The organism is Hyphomicrobium facile (assembly GCF_900116175.1).
Lineage (GTDB): Bacteria > Pseudomonadota > Alphaproteobacteria > Rhizobiales > Hyphomicrobiaceae > Hyphomicrobium_B > Hyphomicrobium_B facile.
On record NZ_FPCH01000002.1, the window covers coordinates 185,797 to 202,245 of the forward strand.

Annotated in this window: 11 protein-coding genes and 1 tRNA gene; 1 reads left to right on the forward strand and 11 read right to left on the reverse strand. The window is 60.6% G+C overall.

The genetic code is table 11. The features are described 5' to 3' along the window. Positions 1-293 precede the first annotated feature (293 nt). From rpoC to BM399_RS08075, 11 genes are all read right to left on the reverse strand, one after another. Entirely contained in the window at positions 294-4,514 is a 4,221-nt protein-coding gene (gene rpoC, locus BM399_RS08025) for a DNA-directed RNA polymerase subunit beta' (RefSeq protein ID WP_092866901.1), read from the reverse strand. A 108-nt stretch (positions 4,515-4,622) separates the two neighbouring features. After that, on the reverse strand, positions 4,623-8,780 hold the full coding sequence (gene rpoB, locus BM399_RS08030) for a DNA-directed RNA polymerase subunit beta (RefSeq protein ID WP_092868118.1): 4,158 nt from the start codon (positions 8,778-8,780) through the stop codon (positions 4,623-4,625). Positions 8,781-9,062: 282 nt separating this feature from the next. Then, positions 9,063-9,434 (reverse strand): 50S ribosomal protein L7/L12, encoded by a 372-nt coding sequence (rplL, locus tag BM399_RS08035; protein WP_092866903.1) that lies wholly within the window; start codon positions 9,432-9,434, stop codon positions 9,063-9,065. A 107-nt stretch (positions 9,435-9,541) separates the two neighbouring features. Beyond that, entirely contained in the window at positions 9,542-10,063 is a 522-nt protein-coding gene (gene rplJ, locus BM399_RS08040; RefSeq protein ID WP_092866905.1) for a 50S ribosomal protein L10, read from the reverse strand. 328 nt (positions 10,064-10,391) lie between these two features. Further along, a complete protein-coding gene (rplA, locus tag BM399_RS08045; RefSeq protein WP_092866907.1) occupies positions 10,392-11,141 on the reverse strand; it encodes a 50S ribosomal protein L1 in 750 nt (249 codons plus the stop codon). A 4-nt stretch (positions 11,142-11,145) separates the two neighbouring features. Beyond that, positions 11,146-11,592 carry a 50S ribosomal protein L11 gene (rplK, locus tag BM399_RS08050; protein WP_045835867.1) on the reverse strand — a complete coding sequence of 149 codons (447 nt, stop codon included), beginning with the start codon at positions 11,590-11,592 and terminating at the stop codon, positions 11,146-11,148. 185 nt (positions 11,593-11,777) lie between these two features. Next, positions 11,778-12,353: a transcription termination/antitermination protein NusG gene (nusG, locus tag BM399_RS08055; protein WP_092866909.1), complete on the reverse strand. Its 576-nt coding sequence runs from the start codon at positions 12,351-12,353 to the stop codon at positions 11,778-11,780. A 49-nt stretch (positions 12,354-12,402) separates the two neighbouring features. Beyond that, positions 12,403-12,600 (reverse strand): preprotein translocase subunit SecE, encoded by a 198-nt coding sequence (secE, locus tag BM399_RS08060; protein WP_092866911.1) that lies wholly within the window; start codon positions 12,598-12,600, stop codon positions 12,403-12,405. A gap of 92 nt (positions 12,601-12,692) precedes the next feature. Then, positions 12,693-12,768, reverse strand: a tRNA-Trp gene (locus BM399_RS08065). Positions 12,769-12,869: 101 nt separating this feature from the next. After that, complete coding sequence (locus BM399_RS08070; RefSeq protein WP_092868119.1) at positions 12,870-13,253, reverse strand: YbjQ family protein; 384 nt, start codon at positions 13,251-13,253, stop codon at positions 12,870-12,872. A 125-nt stretch (positions 13,254-13,378) separates the two neighbouring features. Continuing rightward, positions 13,379-15,202, reverse strand: a complete 1,824-nt coding sequence (locus tag BM399_RS08075; protein ID WP_092866913.1) for an EAL domain-containing protein — start codon at positions 15,200-15,202, stop codon at positions 13,379-13,381. 347 nt (positions 15,203-15,549) lie between these two features. On the opposite strand from BM399_RS08075, the gene BM399_RS08080 reads away from it, so the two are divergent. Then, on the forward strand, positions 15,550-16,443 hold the full coding sequence (locus tag BM399_RS08080) for a TIGR01459 family HAD-type hydrolase (protein ID WP_244531150.1): 894 nt from the start codon (positions 15,550-15,552) through the stop codon (positions 16,441-16,443). Positions 16,444-16,449: the final 6 nt, after the last annotated feature.

Here is a 16,449-nt window from a genome sequence, read left to right on the forward strand (position 1 = left end):
TCAACAGGCGCTCGAAGAGGTTGCGAAATTATTTTCGCTGAATCCATGACCACGGGGCAAAGTCGACCTGCGACCCGTTGTCGGGTCGCATGCTTAGCGCCTTTTAATGGCCGAGAAATAGCGTTCGGCGGCATTTCCCCAAGAATCAAAATCCCCTGGGATCAAACTCGGAAACAAAAATCGGAAGGCGCACTTCGAGTTTAAAGACCCGGGCCTAAAGACCAAAGCGGCCGCCCCCAGGTGGAGACGGCCGCTTGTCATTTCAATGCCGGAAACCGGGTGGACGCGAAGTCTTACTCCGCAGCCTCCTCAGCAGGCCGCCGGCGGCGGCGAGCGGCAGGGCCGGCTCCCGCGTCGGGAGACGGAAGGTTTGCCGTCTTGGCCTTCTCCTTGGCGATCAGATCGTCACGCTGCATTGCAACCTTGCGGAGCTGACGCAGCATGCCGCCGGTGCCGGCCGGGATGAGACGGCCGACAATGACGTTCTCCTTGAGACCATCGAGCGTATCCGACTTGCCGTTGACGGCCGCGTCGGTGAGCACGCGCGTGGTTTCCTGGAAGGACGCAGCCGAGATGAACGACCGGGTCTGCAGCGAAGCCTTGGTGATGCCGAGCAGAACCGGTGTCGCCGATGCTGCGCGCTTCCCGGCCTTTTGAGCCGCCGCGTTGACCTCGTCGTACTCGATACGGTCGAGCTGCTCGCCCTTGATGAGCTCCGTCTCGCCGGCATCGGTGACTTCGACCTTCTGCAGCATCTGACGAACGATCACTTCGATGTGCTTGTCGTTGATCGTCACGCCCTGCAGACGGTAGACGTCCTGGATCTCGTTGATCAGGTAGTTCGCGAGTTCCTCGACGCCCTTGATGGCCAAGATGTCGTGCGGCGCCGGATTGCCGTCGTACACGAAGTCGCCACGCTCGACGCGATCGCCGTGCTGAACCGCCAGGCTCTTGCCGCGCGGGATCAGATATTCGACCGCTTCCTGCGCCTCGTCATCAGGCTTGATCGTGATCCGCTGCTTGTTCTTGTAGTCCTTGCCGAACTCGACGGTGCCGGAGATTTCCGCGAGGATCGCGTGATCCTTCGGACGCCGGGCTTCGAACAGTTCCGCAACGCGCGGCAGACCGCCCGTGATGTCGCCCGACTTCGCGGACGCCGTCGGAATACGAGCAAGAACGTCGCCCGCCTTCACTTCCGTGCCGCGATCGACGGACAGAACGGCTTCGACCGAGAGCAAGTAGCGGGCATCGCCGCCACGCGCGACCTTGATCGGCTTGCCTTTCGAGTCCTTGATCACGATTGCGGGCTTCAACTCGTTGCCGCGCGGTGACGTACGCCAGTCGACGATAACGCGGTTCGACGTGCCCTTCATCTCGTCCGTTTGCTCGCGGACGGATGCGCCTTCGATCAAGTCTTCGAAATCGACCGTACCGTTGGCTTCCGACAGGATCGGACGGGTGTAGGGATCCCACTGCGCGATCTTGGTGCCGCGCTTCACGGTATCGCCCTCGTCGACGAACATGCGCGAACCGTAGCTGATCTTGTGGGTCGCGAGTTCCTTGCCCGACTGATCGACGATGACGACGGACATGATCCGGGTCATCGCGACGTTCTGGCCCTTCGAATCCTTCGCGATGGCGCGGTTCTTGAGCTTCACCGTGCCGTTGAAGTTCGATTCAATGAACGAAGAGTCGACAAGGTTCGCCGTGCCGCCGATGTGGAACGTACGCATGGTCAGCTGCGTGCCGGGCTCACCGATCGACTGTGCGGCGATGACGCCGACAGCTTCACCGATGTTGACCGGCGTACCGCGAGCAAGGTCGCGGCCGTAGCACTTGGCGCACACGCCGTTGATCGTTTCGCACGTCAGCACCGAGCGGATGCGAATTTCCTGAATCTCGGACTTGCCGATGGCTTCGGCTTGTTTTTCCTCGATCAGTTCACCGTTGGCGACGATGACTTCGCCCGTTACCGGATGCTTGATGTCTTCCTGAGCAGTACGGCCGAGGACGCGCGCCGCAAGCGACACGATCACCTGACCGGCGTCGACGACCGCCTGCACGTTGATGCCGGCGTCGGTTCCGCAATCGACTTCGGAAATGATGGCGTCCTGCGCGACGTCGACGAGACGACGCGTCAGGTAACCCGAGTTCGCCGTCTTCAAGGCGGTGTCGGCCAGACCCTTACGGGCGCCGTGCGTCGAGTTGAAGTACTCGAGAACGGAGAGGCCTTCCTTGAAGTTCGAGATGATCGGCGTCTCGATGATTTCGCCCGAAGGCTTGGTCATCAGGCCGCGCATACCGGCGAGCTGCTTCATCTGCGCCGGCGAGCCGCGCGCACCAGAGTGGCTCATCATGTAGACCGAGTTGATCGGCTTGTCGCGACCCGTGACCGGGTCCTTTTGGACAGCCGAAATACGGTCCATCATCTCCTTGGCGATCAAGTCCGTGCAGCGCGACCAGGCGTCGACGACCTTGTTGTACTTCTCGAGCTGCGTGATCAGACCGTCCTGATACTGCTGCTCGAAATCGCGCACTTCGACGTTGGTCTTCTCGACGATCTTTTCCTTCGTCTCGGGGATCAACATGTCGTCCTTGCCGAACGAGATGCCCGCCTTGAACGCGTGATGGAAGCCGAGCGCCATGATGCGGTCGCAGAAGATCACCGTCTCCTTCTGACCGCAGTTACGGTACACGGCGTCGATCATGCCGGAGATGTTCTTCTTCGTCAGGAGCTGGTTGATCAGCGAGAACGTGACGTTGCCAGACTTCGGCAGATGCTCAGCGAGCAGCATGCGGCCCGGCGTCGTCTCGTGGACTTCAACGAGCTTCTCGCCTGCCGGCGTGGTCGATGTGAAGCGGCCTTTGACCTTGGCGTGCAAGCTGACCGACTTCGATTCGAGGGCGTGAAGCACCTCGTTGATCGAGCCGAGCATCATGCCTTCGCCGGGTTCGCCGTCGCGCATCATCGACAGGTAATAGAGACCCAACACGATGTCCTGCGACGGCACGATGATCGGCTGGCCGTTCGCCGGATGCAGGATGTTGTTCGTCGACATCATCAGGACGCGCGCTTCGAGCTGCGCTTCGAGCGACAGCGGAACGTGCACGGCCATCTGGTCGCCGTCGAAGTCGGCGTTGAAGGCAGCACAGACCAGCGGGTGAAGCTGGATCGCCTTACCCTCGATCAGTTGTGGTTCGAACGCCTGAATGCCGAGGCGATGCAGCGTCGGTGCGCGGTTCAGCATCACCGGATGCTCGCGAATGACCTCGTCGAGAACGTCCCAGACTTCGGGCTTCTCTTTTTCGACGAGCTTCTTCGCCTGCTTGACGGTTGCTGCCTGGCCGAGCGTCTGCAGACGCGCGTAGATGAACGGCTTGAACAGTTCGAGCGCCATCTTCTTCGGCAAGCCGCACTGGTGAAGCTTGAGCTCCGGACCGACGACGATGACCGAACGGCCCGAGTAGTCGACGCGCTTGCCGAGCAGGTTCTGACGGAAGCGCCCCTGCTTGCCCTTCAGCATGTCGGCGAGCGACTTCAGCGGACGCTTGTTGGCGCCCGTGATGACGCGGCCGCGGCGGCCGTTGTCGAACAGAGCGTCGACGGCTTCCTGCAGCATCCGCTTTTCGTTGCGGATGATGATGTCGGGCGCGCGAAGCTCCATCAGCCGCTTCAGGCGGTTGTTACGGTTGATGACGCGGCGATAGAGATCGTTCAGGTCGGACGTCGCGAAACGGCCGCCGTCGAGCGGCACGAGCGGACGCAGTTCCGGCGGGATGACCGGAACCTGCGTCAGGATCATCCACTCCGGACGGTTGCCGCTTTCCATGAAGGCTTCGATGACCTTCAGGCGCTTGCCGAGCTTCTTCGGCTTCAGCTCAGTCGTTGCTTCGGCGATTTCCTGGCGGAGATGGATCGCGATCTTCTGCAGATCCATTGCGGACAGGAGTTCGCGGATCGCCTCCGCGCCGATGCCGGCAGTGAAGGTGTCTGCGCCGTACTCATCGATCGCCTGGTTGTACTGCTCTTCCGTGAGGAGCTGTCTCTCAGCGAACGGCGTCGTGCCCGGCTCGATGACGATGTAGTTCTCGAAATAGAGAACGCGCTCGAGATCCTTGAGCGCCATGTCCATCAAGAGGCCGATGCGCGAGGGCAGCGACTTCAGGAACCAGATGTGGGCAACGGGAGCTGCGAGCTCGATGTGGCCCATGCGCTCGCGCCGGACCTTTGCGAGCGTCACCTCGACGCCGCACTTTTCGCAGATCAGTCCCTTGTACTTCATGCGCTTGTACTTGCCGCACAAGCATTCGTAATCCTTGATTGGTCCGAAAATGCGCGCGCAGAACAAACCGTCCCGCTCCGGCTTGAACGTGCGGTAGTTGATCGTCTCGGGCTTCTTGATCTCACCATATGACCAGGACAGGATGTCCTCGGGGGAAGCGATCGAGATCCGGATCTGGTCGAACACCGGAGCCGGAGCCTGCGATTTAAAGATGTTGGTGATTTCGTTCATCGGCTGTCTCCTCGGGGGCTCGGCGGGGGTGGCCGCGCCCGTGGAATCTAGTGGTCGAGTCGTGAAGACCTCCGCTCTCATCCGAGCGGAGGCCGTCTTGAATGTTCCTTATTCGGCCGCCGGCGGCAGTTGGGCCTGAGGTGGCTCCTCGGGCACGACTTCGGCTTCGATCATCGGAGGCGCTTCGCTATTGACGAGCTCGACGTTGAGGCCGAGAGCGCGCATTTCCTTGACGAGCACGTTGAAGCTTTCCGGAACGCCGGCCTCGAATGCGTCGTCACCCCTGACGATCGCCTCGTAAACCTTGGTTCGGCCCGCAACGTCGTCCGATTTGACGGTGAGCATTTCCTGAAGCGTGTAGGCAGCACCGTAAGCTTCGAGTGCCCAGACCTCCATTTCGCCGAAACGCTGTCCGCCGAACTGCGCCTTACCGCCCAGCGGCTGCTGGGTGACGAGCGAGTACGGACCGATGGAGCGAGCATGGATCTTGTCGTCGACAAGATGGTGCAGCTTCAGGACGTACTTGTAGCCGACCGTGACTTTGCGATCGAAGGGTTCGCCCGTGCGCCCGTCGAACAGCGTCGACTGGCCTGAGGTATCGAAGCCCGCGAGCTGCAACATCTCGACGATGTCCTTCTCGCGTGCGCCGTCGAACACAGGCGTTGCGATCGGAACGCCGGTCTTGAGGTTTTCCGAGATGCTGACGAGTTCGTCGTCCTTCATGGACGGCTTGATCACTTCAGCGCCGTAAACCTTCGTCATCTGATCGCGGAGCGCCTTCGCCTGTCCACTCTCGTGGAACTGGTGAATTGCGTCGTCGATCAGGCGGCCAAGACCGCGGCACGCCCAGCCAAGATGCGTTTCGAGAATCTGTCCGACGTTCATGCGCGACGGCACGCCGAGCGGGTTCAGAACGACGTCGACAGGCGTACCGTCCTCGAGGAACGGCATGTCTTCCGACGGGACGATCATCGAGACGACGCCCTTGTTGCCGTGACGGCCGGCCATCTTATCGCCCGGCTGGATCTTGCGCTTCACGGCGACGAAGACCTTGACCATCTTCATCACGCCTGGCGGCAGCTCGTCGCCACGCTGAAGCTTGTCGACCTTGTCGGCAAAACGCAGACCCAAGCCCTTCTTGGCGTCTTCGTACTGCTTCTGGATCGCTTCGACTTCGGCCTGCGCCTTCTCGTTCGCGAGCCCGATTTCCCACCACTGGCTGCGGGGGATATCGTCGAGGATCGCGGTGTCGATCACGGTGCCCTTGCGAGCATTCTTCGGACCCTTGGCGACTTCCTTGCCCATCAGCGCGTCTTTGAGGCGCGCGTAGACGTTACGGTCGAGGATCTGCAATTCGTCGTCGCGGTCCTTCGCGAGACGCTCGATCTCCTCGCGCTCGATCGCCATCGCACGTTCGTCTTTCTCGACGCCGTGACGGTTGAAGACGCGGACTTCGACGATCGTTCCGGAAACGCCCGGCGGCAGACGGAGCGAGGTATCGCGCACGTCGGACGCCTTCTCACCGAAGATGGCGCGGAGGAGCTTCTCTTCCGGCGTCATCGGGCTTTCGCCCTTCGGCGTGATCTTGCCGACGAGGATGTCGCCCGGATGGACTTCGGCGCCGATGTAGACGATGCCGGCTTCGTCGAGGTTTTTCAGCGCTTCTTCCGAGACGTTCGGAATATCGCGCGTGATTTCCTCGGGCCCGAGTTTCGTGTCTCGCGCCATGACCTCGAATTCCTCGATGTGGATCGAGGTGAACACGTCTTCAGAGACGACGCGCTCGTTCATCAAAATCGAGTCTTCGAAGTTGTAGCCCATCCACGGCATGAACGCGACGAGCACGTTCTTGCCGAGCGCGAGCTCGCCGAGCTCGGTCGACGGACCGTCCGCGATGATATCGCCGGCCTTCACGATGTCGCCGACGTTGATCAGCGGCCGCTGGTTGATACAGGTGTTCTGGTTCGAACGCTGGAACTTGCGAAGACGATAGATGTCGACGCCCGGCTTCGAGGGGTCCTGCTCTTCCGTTGCGCGAACGACGATACGGGTTGCATCGACCTGATCGACGATGCCGGTCCGGCGCGCTGCGATCGCAGCACCTGAGTCCTGCGCGACACGCTCTTCCATGCCGGTTCCGACCAGAGGCGCTTCCGCCTTGATCAGAGGAACGGCCTGACGCTGCATGTTCGAGCCCATCAGAGCGCGGTTGGCGTCATCGTTCTCGAGGAACGGAATGAGCGCGGCCGCGACCGACACGAGCTGCTTCGGCGAAACGTCGATGTAGTCGACCTTATCGGTCGGCACGAGCATCACGTCGCCGTTGTGGCGAACCGTGACGAGATCTTCCGTCAGCTTGCCCTTGGCATCGATGACCGCATTCGCCTGCGCCACGTGATGGCGCATCTCTTCCATGGCCGAGAGGTAGGCGACCTCGTCCGTTACGCGGCCGTTGACGACCTTGCGATACGGGCTCTCGATGAAGCCGTACTTGTTGACGCGCGCGAAGGTCGCGAGCGAGTTGATCAGACCGATGTTCGGGCCTTCCGGCGTCTCAATCGGGCAGATACGGCCATAGTGCGTCGGATGCACGTCGCGGACTTCGAAGCCCGCGCGCTCGCGCGTCAAGCCGCCCGGTCCAAGTGCCGAAAGACGGCGCTTGTGGGTGATCTCCGAGAGCGGGTTCGTCTGGTCCATGAACTGCGAGAGCTGCGAGGATCCGAAGAACTCACGCACTGCAGCGGCTGCCGGCTTGGCGTTGATCAAGTCCTGCGGCATGACGGTGTCGATATCGACCGACGACATGCGCTCCTTGATGGCCCGCTCCATGCGAAGCAGACCAACGCGGTACTGGTTCTCCATCAGCTCGCCGACGGACCGAACGCGGCGGTTGCCGAGATGGTCGATGTCGTCGATCTCGCCCTTGCCGTCGCGCAAATCGACAAGCGTCTTCACGACCGCGAGGATGTCTTCCTTGCGGAGCACGCGCATCGTGTCGGGCGCGTCGAGTTCAAGACGCATGTTCATCTTCACGCGGCCGACGGCCGAGAGATCGAACCGCTCGGGATCGAAGAACAGGCCTTGGAACAGCGCGGTCGCCGCTTCGATGGTCGGCGGCTCGCCCGGGCGCATCACCCGGTAGATGTCCATCAGCGCTTCCTGCTGATTGGCGTTCTTGTCGATGTTCAGCGTGTTGCGGATGAACGCGCCGGTGTTGACGTAGTCGATGTCGAGGATGTGGAATTCCTTGACCTTCTGCTCCTTGAGCTCGGCCAGGAGCTCGGCGTCGAGCTCGTCGCCGGCTTCGGCGAAGATCTTGCCGGTCTCGAGGTCGACGATGTCTTCGGCGATGAAGCGGCCGGAGAGATCTTCGGCGGAGATCAGGATTTCCTTGACGCCGCTCTCGGCGATTTCACGCGAGCGACGTGCGGTGATCTTCTCGGTCGCGCGGGCGATGACTTCGCCCGTCTTGGCGTCCGCGATATCCGACTGCGGGGTCACGCCGCGGAACTTCTCAGCAAGGTACGGCATTTTCCAGCCGCGCTTCGATTCCTTGATCGGGATGTGCTTGTAGAAGTGCGCGAGGATTTCCTCGTCGTCGAGGCCGAGCGCATACAGCATCGTCGTCACCGGCAGCTTGCGCCGGCGATCGATACGCACATAGACGTTGTCCTTCGCGTCGAACTCGAAATCGAGCCACGAGCCGCGGTAGGGGATGATGCGAGCCGCGAACAACAGCTTGCCGGACGAGTGAGTCTTGCCGCGATCGTGGTCGAAGAAGACGCCCGGCGAGCGGTGCATCTGCGAGACGATAACGCGTTCGGTGCCGTTGATGATGAAGGTGCCGTTCAACGTCATCAGGGGCATGTCGCCCATGTAGACGTCCTGCTCCTTGACGTCCTTGATCGACTTCGAGCCCGTCTCTTCGTTCACGTCGAACACGATCAGGCGCAGCTTGACCTTGAGCGGCGCTGCGAATGTCATATCGCGCTGCATGCACTCGTCGACGTCGAATTTCGGCGGTTCGAACTCGTAGCTCACGAACTCCAGCGTCGACTTGCCGGCGAAGTCGGAGATCGGAAACACGCTACGAAAAACAGATTGCAGGCCGAAGTCGTCCAGCCGGCCGCCCGGAGGTTCCTTGACCATCAAGAAGTCGTCGTAGGATGCTTTCTGAACCTCGATGAGGTTCGGCATTCTCGCGATTTCTCCGAGGTGTCCAAATTGCTTCCGGAGGCGTTTACGGCTGGTGAGGGTTTGAGCCATGTCGGTCCCTTCGTGCTCTCGTTTGCGGGGCTGCGCCCCGCGATTCAAATTCGACGCGCTCAGGGTCCCTGGAAAACCGGGACCTCTTGAAACGGTTCACCGGAAGGTCCTTTTGAGGTTCTGGCGAACCCCGGGACCCTCCGGAAAACCGTCTTGCTTGCACATTGCTGCTCACCTGTCGGGAGCCGGCCGCAATGTGCGGTATGTCAGTCACGCCCGGCCGCCGGGCGGGAAGCACGCATCGGCACCGGCCAGGAGGTCCCAGCCGGTGCCGATCGTCGATTACTTCACCTCGACGACTGCGCCCTGATCCTCAAGCTGCTTCTTGAGCTTCTGGGCTTCGTCCTTCGAGACGCCTTCCTTCACGGTCTTGCCGCCGGCCTCGACGAGGTCTTTGGCTTCCTTCAGGCCGAGGCCCGTGATGGCGCGAACTTCCTTGATGACGTTGATCTTCTTGTCGCCGCCAGACTTCAGGATGACGGTGAACTCGGTCTGCTCTTCAGCGGGCGCTGCGGCAGCTGCTGCGGGTGCGGCAACTGCGACTGCTGCTGCAGCCGACACGCCCCACTTCTCTTCCAGAGCCTTGGCAAGCTCTGCAGCTTCGAGCACGGTCAGGCCCGACAAGTCTTCAACGATTTTCTCGATCTTAGACATATATAGTGTCCTTACGGTTTGAACCTAGAGGTTGAATTGCAGCACCCCCGTTGGGCCGTGCTGCGTGTGGGTTTCGAGGGCTCAAAGGCCCCACAACTCGGCTTCGGCTAAGCAGCAGCCTCTTCCTTCGACGCCTTCGCCTGGATGACGCGTGCGAGCTTGGCACCGGGCTCCTTGACGGTCCGGGCGATTTTCGTCGCCGGAGCATTCAAGAGACCGATGATCTTCGCGCGCAGTTCATCAAGCGACGGCAGATCGGCAAGGGCTTGCACGCCTTTCGCATCAAGGATCGTTTTGCCCATCGCGCCGCCGAGGATCACGAGCTTGTCGTTACCCTTGGCATAAGCGACGGCCGCCTTCGCCGCGGCGATCGGGTCCTTCGAGAAGGCCAGAACGGTCGGCCCCTTCAAAAGATCTGAAAGCTTTTCGGCGTCGGTATCCTTGAGCGCGAGCTGTGCCAGCTTGTTCTTGGCCACCTTCACAGAGCCGCCTGCGTCTTTGACGCGCCTGCGGAACTCTGCGGATTGAGCAGCCACCATGCCGGTGTTGTGGGCGACCACAACCACGCCAGTGCTCTTCAGCTCTGTGTGGAGATGATCAATGAGCTCACGTTTCGCGGCTCTATCCACGTCTCGTCTCCTTGCTGCGAAGCTTCATTTACGAAGCTCCGCGGGTTGCACCTTTGCCGCCGTCTCCAGTTAGGATCGGGCGACTCTAGTCTGTCCTCGTTCCCGTGGACCGCGTATGAGAGCGGCACGGTGCTGACCCAGAAGGTTCAAACCGAACTTCAGGCTCTCGCCTCAAATCCGATCCACTTCTGTCTCATGCAGGCTCTCTGGAAAGAGAGACTTAGGCTTTCCGGCGAACCGGTACGGCACCCGCAATCTCGGACAGTGCTGAACCGAAGCGCGAAGCCCCGGTTCAGGGTTTTCCGGGTTGCCCCGGAATTCTTCAAACTTAGACGACTGGTCCCGATGCGACGGTCGCCGTATCGAGCTTCAATCCCGGCCCCATCGTCGAGGACAGCGAAACCTTCTTGAGGTACGTGCCCTTCGAGCCCGTCGGCTTGGCCTTCACGACCGCATCGACAAACGCCTTGATGTTCTGGACCAGAGCTTCCTCGGTGAAGCTTGCCTTGCCGACGCCGGCGTGAACGATGCCAGCCTTCTCGACGCGGAACTCTACCGAGCCGCCCTTCGCACCCTTGACGGCAGTCACGACGTCCATCGTCACCGTGCCGACGCGCGGGTTCGGCATCAGGCCGCGGGGGCCCAACACTTTACCGAGGCGGCCGACGAGGCCCATCATGTCCGGCGTCGCGATGCAGCGATCGAAATTGATCGTGCCCTTCGAGACGATCTCGACGAGGTCCTCGGCTCCGACGATGTCGGCTCCGGCGGCCTTGGCTTCTTCGGCCTTGGCGCCGCGCGCGAAGACGGCAACGCGAGCCGTACGGCCTGAACCGTTCGGCAGGTTGCAGACGCCGCGCACCATCTGATCGGCGTGCTTCGGATCGACGCCGAGGTTGACTGCAACCTCGATCGTTTCATCGAACTTCGCCTTGGCGCGTTCCTTGATGATCTTCACGGCTTCGTCGACGCCATAAGACTTGCCCGCCGGGAGACCCTGCTTGATCGCTTCCATGCGCTTGCCACCGGCATCGCGCGTCTGCTTGATTTTCTCAGCGCTGATTTGAGCTTTTGCCATCGGACTACTCCACCACCTTGAGACCCATCGAACGCGCACTACCCGCAAGCGTGCGGGCGGCGGCGTCGAGATCGTCGGTGTTCATGTCCTTGAGCTTGCCCTTGGCAATCTCTTTCAGCTGATCGATCGTCACCTGACCGGCAACGATACGGCCCGGCTCTTTCGAGCCCTGACCGCCCTTGCCCGTGGGGCGAAGACCGGCTGCCTTCTTGATCAGATACGTCGCCGGCGGCTGGCGCATCTCGAATGTGAATGAACGGTCGGAGTAGACCGTGATCTTCACGGGAATCGGTGTACCCTGCTCGAGGTCCTTCGTTTTCGCATTGAAGGACTTGCAGAATTCCATGATGTTGACGCCGCGCTGGCCAAGCGCGGGACCGATCGGTGGCGACGGATTGGCCGCCCCTGCCGGTACTTGAAGATTGATAAAGCCGTCTATTTTCTTCGCCATAGTTCCCCTTCAGCGTTAGAGCCCGCACCGGATGGCCGGGCTCAGGGTTAGCGGTCAAACGGACCGGCCTCCGCAAACGGATGACCCGTCCTCCCGCACGTCACCGCTCCGGAATTCAAATCCCGATGCGGTTTCCGGCGGCACTGCGCCGGAACTCTCTTGCCTGCAACACCGAAACGGCGACGTCAGGCAGCCACTTTCTCAACCTGCGTAAATTCGAGTTCGACCGGCGTCGGACGCCCGAAGATCGAAACCGCGACCTTGACGCGCGAACGCTCCTCGTCGACCTCTTCGACGATGCCGGTGAACGAGGCAAACGGGCCGTCGGCCACCTTGACGTTCTCGCCGATCTCGAAGGTGATCGTCGGCTTTGGCCGCTCGACGCCCTCCTTGACCTGATTCAAGATGCGCATCGCCTCAGCTTCGGGGATCGGCATCGGCTTGTTGTCCGCGCCGAGGAAGCCCGTCACCTTGGGCGTGTTCTTGATCATGACGAACGCGGCGTCGGTCATCTTCATTTTGACGAGCACGTAGCCCGGCAGAAACTTCCGCTCGGTCGGGATCTTCCGGCCGCGCTTGATCTCGACGACTTCCTCCGTCGGCACGACGATCTCTTCGAAGAGATTATCGAGACCGCCCGCCTTGGCCCGCTCGCGTATAGCGTCGGCGACCTTGCGTTCGAAATTCGTGTAAGCATGGACGATGTACCAGCGCGTACCGGCAACCGTACCTTTATCTTCGCGTTCTTGCGCGACAACCATTCTTAAAGGCCCTCTGGCGCGTCACTCAAATCGATATGCGAGCCGGTTTTCAGCTGGCCACCCCTAGGACGAAACGCACGATGTGGCTCAACGCTTGATCAACGAGCAAAAAGAAAACAGAGGCGAGCGCGACCATGATGAGCACCATCAAAGTCGTGATCCACACCTCTTTCCAAGTCGGCCAGGTAACCTTTGCGACTTCCTGCCGAACTTCCTGCATAAAGGTTATGGGATTGAACTTCGCCATCAAAACCGCTTTCCGTGCGCATAAGCGACAACATGCCGCACCCGACCGCGGTCTTTTACCGGGTCGGTCGGCAGATCAAACCGTCACGAGGCTGGCAGGGGCGGAGGGTCTCGAACCCCCGACCTTCGGTTTTGGAGACCGACGCTCTACCAATTGAGCTACACCCCTAACGCGACACGAGCAAAAACCCGATCGCCGAGCAGCCTCTTTCGGGGCGTGCACCCTTAACTGATGTTTTCGACCTTGTCAGCCCCGGCGACGCCTTTTTTCTACCGAACCGTCCGAGGGGCTGTCCAGGGCCCTCCGGCGTCGCTCGAAGTCGCGCCTGAACCGGCGATAGGCTCGATGACGACGGCCGAGCCGTAGGCCAGAACTTCCGTCACAGCCGCGGCGATCTCGTTCGCGTCATATCGCATCGCAATAACAGCATTGGCGCCCATGCTTTGGGCGTGCTCGACGAGCAGGTCGAACGCCTCTTGCCGGGTATGCTCGGCAAGCCGGGTATAAACCGAGATATTGCCGCCAAAGAAGATCTGGATCGCCGCGCCAATGTTGCCGACGACGCTCCGCGAGCGGACCGTCAGCCCGCGTACAAGCCCCAAATGACGGACAATGCGATAACCTGGAATGTCGTTCGTTGTCACGACCAGCATGGCGCTCCCTTTCATCCCTGTCCGGCATGGCGCCGAACCTCCCCGTTGAATCGCACGCTAACGCGAGATCCGCTTCCTTACGACTGTCGAAGCGATAATCCGGCGAATCTTCCGGCAAGCTACCATCAAGCGCTATTTTCGAGCGTCCGGGAGAAAATTTGCCGAACCCGGGAGACCGTCGCGGCGATTTCGCCGACGGGAACCGGCTTGCTGAAATAGAAGCCCTGCACTTCTTCGCAGCCCGCATTCGCGACCATGGCGAGCTGGTCCGCGGTCTCCACGCCCTCGGCAACCGTCGTCATGTGCAGGCGCTTGGCGAGTTCGGCGATGGATTGGACGATCGCTGCGCAATCGCGCTCATTGGGTGTACCGAAATCCCGCACGAAAGAGCGGTCGATCTTAAGCTTGTCGAATGGAAAGCTCCGCAGATAGCTGAGCGCCCCGTAAGCGGTCCCGAAATCGTCGAGCAGGATTTTGATACCGAGCGCGCGAAGCCGATGCAGAAGATCGTGCGTTTTCGGATGATCCCTCAGCAAGACGGATTCCGTTATCTCAAGCTCGAGCCGGCCGGCCGGCAGCCCCGACGCGGAAAGGGCCCCGGTAACGGCGCCGTAGAGATCGCCCTTCTCGAACTGAACCGAAGACAGATTGACGGCGACCTTTATCTCGGCCGGCCATGCTGCCGCATCTTTGCACGCGCGCGTCAGAGCCCAGTTGCCGATTTCGACGATCCACCCGCTCGCCTCCGCGAAGGGAATGAAATCACCGGGCGAAATCATGCCACGCTCGGGATGGCGCCAGCGTATCAGCGCCTCGAAGCCGTTCACGCGGTTGGCGCGGATGTCGACGATCGGCTGGTAGTGAAGCTCGAACTGCTTCTTCTTCAATGCGAGCTTCAAGTCGGCATCGAGCCGCTTCACGCGGCCGCTCTCGTAATCGCGCTCCGGATCGTAAAATGCGTAGCTGCCGCGTCCCGACGTCTTGGCGGAATGCAGCGCAAGATCGGCATTTTTCATGATCGTATCGCACGTGCGGCCATGCTCCGGGGCATGCACTACGCTCAAGCTTCCAGTGATATACACCTTGCGACCCAACAGCCTATGTTCGGTGCTGATCGTTGCCAACAGCCGCTGCGCCAAGCGTTCCAATTGTTCGTGCGTCGCGGCGCCGAACCTGATCAGCGCGAATTCGTCGCCGCCGAGCCGTGCCAAAACGTCGGTTTTGCGAACGACCCTGATCAAGCGCCTTGCGACGCTTTTCAGCAGCGCATCGCCGACAGGTTGACCGAACGTGTCATTGACGCTTTTGAAGCCGTCGAGATCGATCCAGAGAACAGCAAGCTCGCTGCCGCTCGCCAGGGCGCCTTGAAGCTGTTCGTGGAAGTAGGAGCGATTATAGAGTTCAGTCAGCGTGTCGTGTTGGGCGAGCCATTCGATCTTTTTTTCAGCTTGGCGCTCCTCGGTGATGTCCTCGTGTATGTCGATCCAGCCGCCGTCCAACAGAGGCTGACTGGTGACAACAATTATCCGGCCGCTTTTCAGATGTCTCATTGCTGAAAAAGATTTGCCTTCCGACAGCGCGGCCAGATGATCGTTGATCCAGCGATGCTGAATGTCGCGAACTTCTTTCGCGGTCTGGCCGTCTTCTTTCGACACGATGTAGGCGACAATATCCGCAAAGGGTGTCCCCTGCTCCGTCACCGCGTCCGGCAAATCGTAAAGTTCGCGATAGAGATTGTTGCAGACAACGAGCCGCTGTTGATTGTCGAACATCGACAAGCCGCGGACCATGGTGTTCAGCGCACGAGCGAAGAGCCCGCTTGGTTTTTCGACTTGCTTTTTCCCGGGCCTTGAAGACCCACGCGCTGCTTTGGAATCTTTCTGACCGGAAGGGATGTCAGCATTGCGTGGCTTAATAGGCTTGGAGGACGGACGGCCGCCGGGCTTCATCAAATTAATCCGAGAAATCGCGTCTTTGAAAATTCGTCAGCATGCAAATGAAACAATAATTTTGCATATGTTGTGTGCACGCGAGTTATGCAGCTACTGGCGCATTAGCCAGTCTTATCGCGGCATAAACGTTATGCTCAATGTCGCGGGGCTTGCCCGCTTCACGAGGTGGCTGCTTTCGAGCCTCAGGATGAGCTACAGGGCAATCGGTTCATTTGGCTCATCTGAATGAACTTGATTGCAAACTCGATGGCCTTTAACTCACCGGCTATCCCTTCTGCTCCAGTCCAATCAATCAAAACCGCGTGTCTAGTTCACGTCACGCCAGCACATGTATGAGACAAAGCTTGTCAGCATCTTCGCCCCGCCTCGAGGCCAACGTTCCGTCGATCTTGGCGCACGCCGGCCCGATCTTGACGCGTTATGACGTGATTTTCTGCGATGTCTGGGGCGTTGTCCATAACGGCCAGACGGCATTCGAGGGGGCCTGCCGGGCGCTCGAGAAATTTCGTGACGGCGGCGGCACGGTCATCTTCGTGACGAACGCGCCGGTTCCCAAGCGGCGCGTCGCCGATATGCTCGCGGCACGAAAGGTTCCAGCGAAAGCTTGGGACGATATCGTTTCATCGGGCGATCTTGCACTCGACCATGTGACGGCGCGCGGGTTTCAAGCGCTGCACTGCATCGGCCCTCAGGATCGCGATCAGGCTCTGTTCTCGGCGCTTCGCGCCCGCTCCGTTCCGCTTGCGGAGGCGGAGGCGATCATCTGCACCGGGCTCAATGACGACCGGAACGAAACGCCCGACGATTACCGGCCCCTTCTCGAGGATGCGCTCGAGAAGCGCTTGCCGTTCGTTTGCGCAAATCCGGATCTCGTCGTCGATGTCGGCGGAACGCTTTACTATTGCGCCGGCGCGATCGCGGACCTCTATGTCCACATGGGCGGCGAAGTCTTCTGGGCCGGAAAGCCGTATCTCAACACGTACGAGACGGCGCATCAAAAGGCGGAAGCGCTTCGCAACGCCAATGTCGAGCGGAACAAGGTTCTGGTCATCGGCGATGCGCTTCGAACGGACCTGAAGGGCGCGCAGAACTACGGTTGCGACGCGCTCTTCATTGCCTCCGGCATTCATCGCCACGAGACCGTCGACGGGCTCGATCTCTCGGCAACGAAGCTCAGCGATTTGTTCGGACCAGGCGCGCCGCCGGCTCTCGGCGCCATGCTGGAGCTCGCCTGGTAACTGTTT

Excerpts from the sequence above, each read along its gene's own strand:
- BM399_RS08070 (WP_092868119.1), bottom strand. The coding sequence starts at position 13,253 with ATGCTGGTCGTGACAACGAACGACATTCCAGGTTATCGCATTGTCCGT.
- rpoB (WP_092868118.1), bottom strand. The coding sequence starts at position 8,780 with ATGGCTCAAACCCTCACCAGCCGTAAACGCCTCCGGAAGCAATTTGGA.
- rpoC (WP_092866901.1), bottom strand. The coding sequence starts at position 4,514 with ATGAACGAAATCACCAACATCTTTAAATCGCAGGCTCCGGCTCCGGTG.
- nusG (WP_092866909.1), bottom strand. The coding sequence starts at position 12,353 with ATGGTTGTCGCGCAAGAACGCGAAGATAAAGGTACGGTTGCCGGTACG.
- secE (WP_092866911.1), bottom strand. The coding sequence starts at position 12,600 with ATGGCGAAGTTCAATCCCATAACCTTTATGCAGGAAGTTCGGCAGGAA.
- BM399_RS08075 (WP_092866913.1), bottom strand. The coding sequence starts at position 15,202 with ATGAAGCCCGGCGGCCGTCCGTCCTCCAAGCCTATTAAGCCACGCAAT.
- rplK (WP_045835867.1), bottom strand. The coding sequence starts at position 11,592 with ATGGCGAAGAAAATAGACGGCTTTATCAATCTTCAAGTACCGGCAGGG.
- rplA (WP_092866907.1), bottom strand. The coding sequence starts at position 11,141 with ATGGCAAAAGCTCAAATCAGCGCTGAGAAAATCAAGCAGACGCGCGAT.
- rplL (WP_092866903.1), bottom strand. The coding sequence starts at position 9,434 with ATGTCTAAGATCGAGAAAATCGTTGAAGACTTGTCGGGCCTGACCGTG.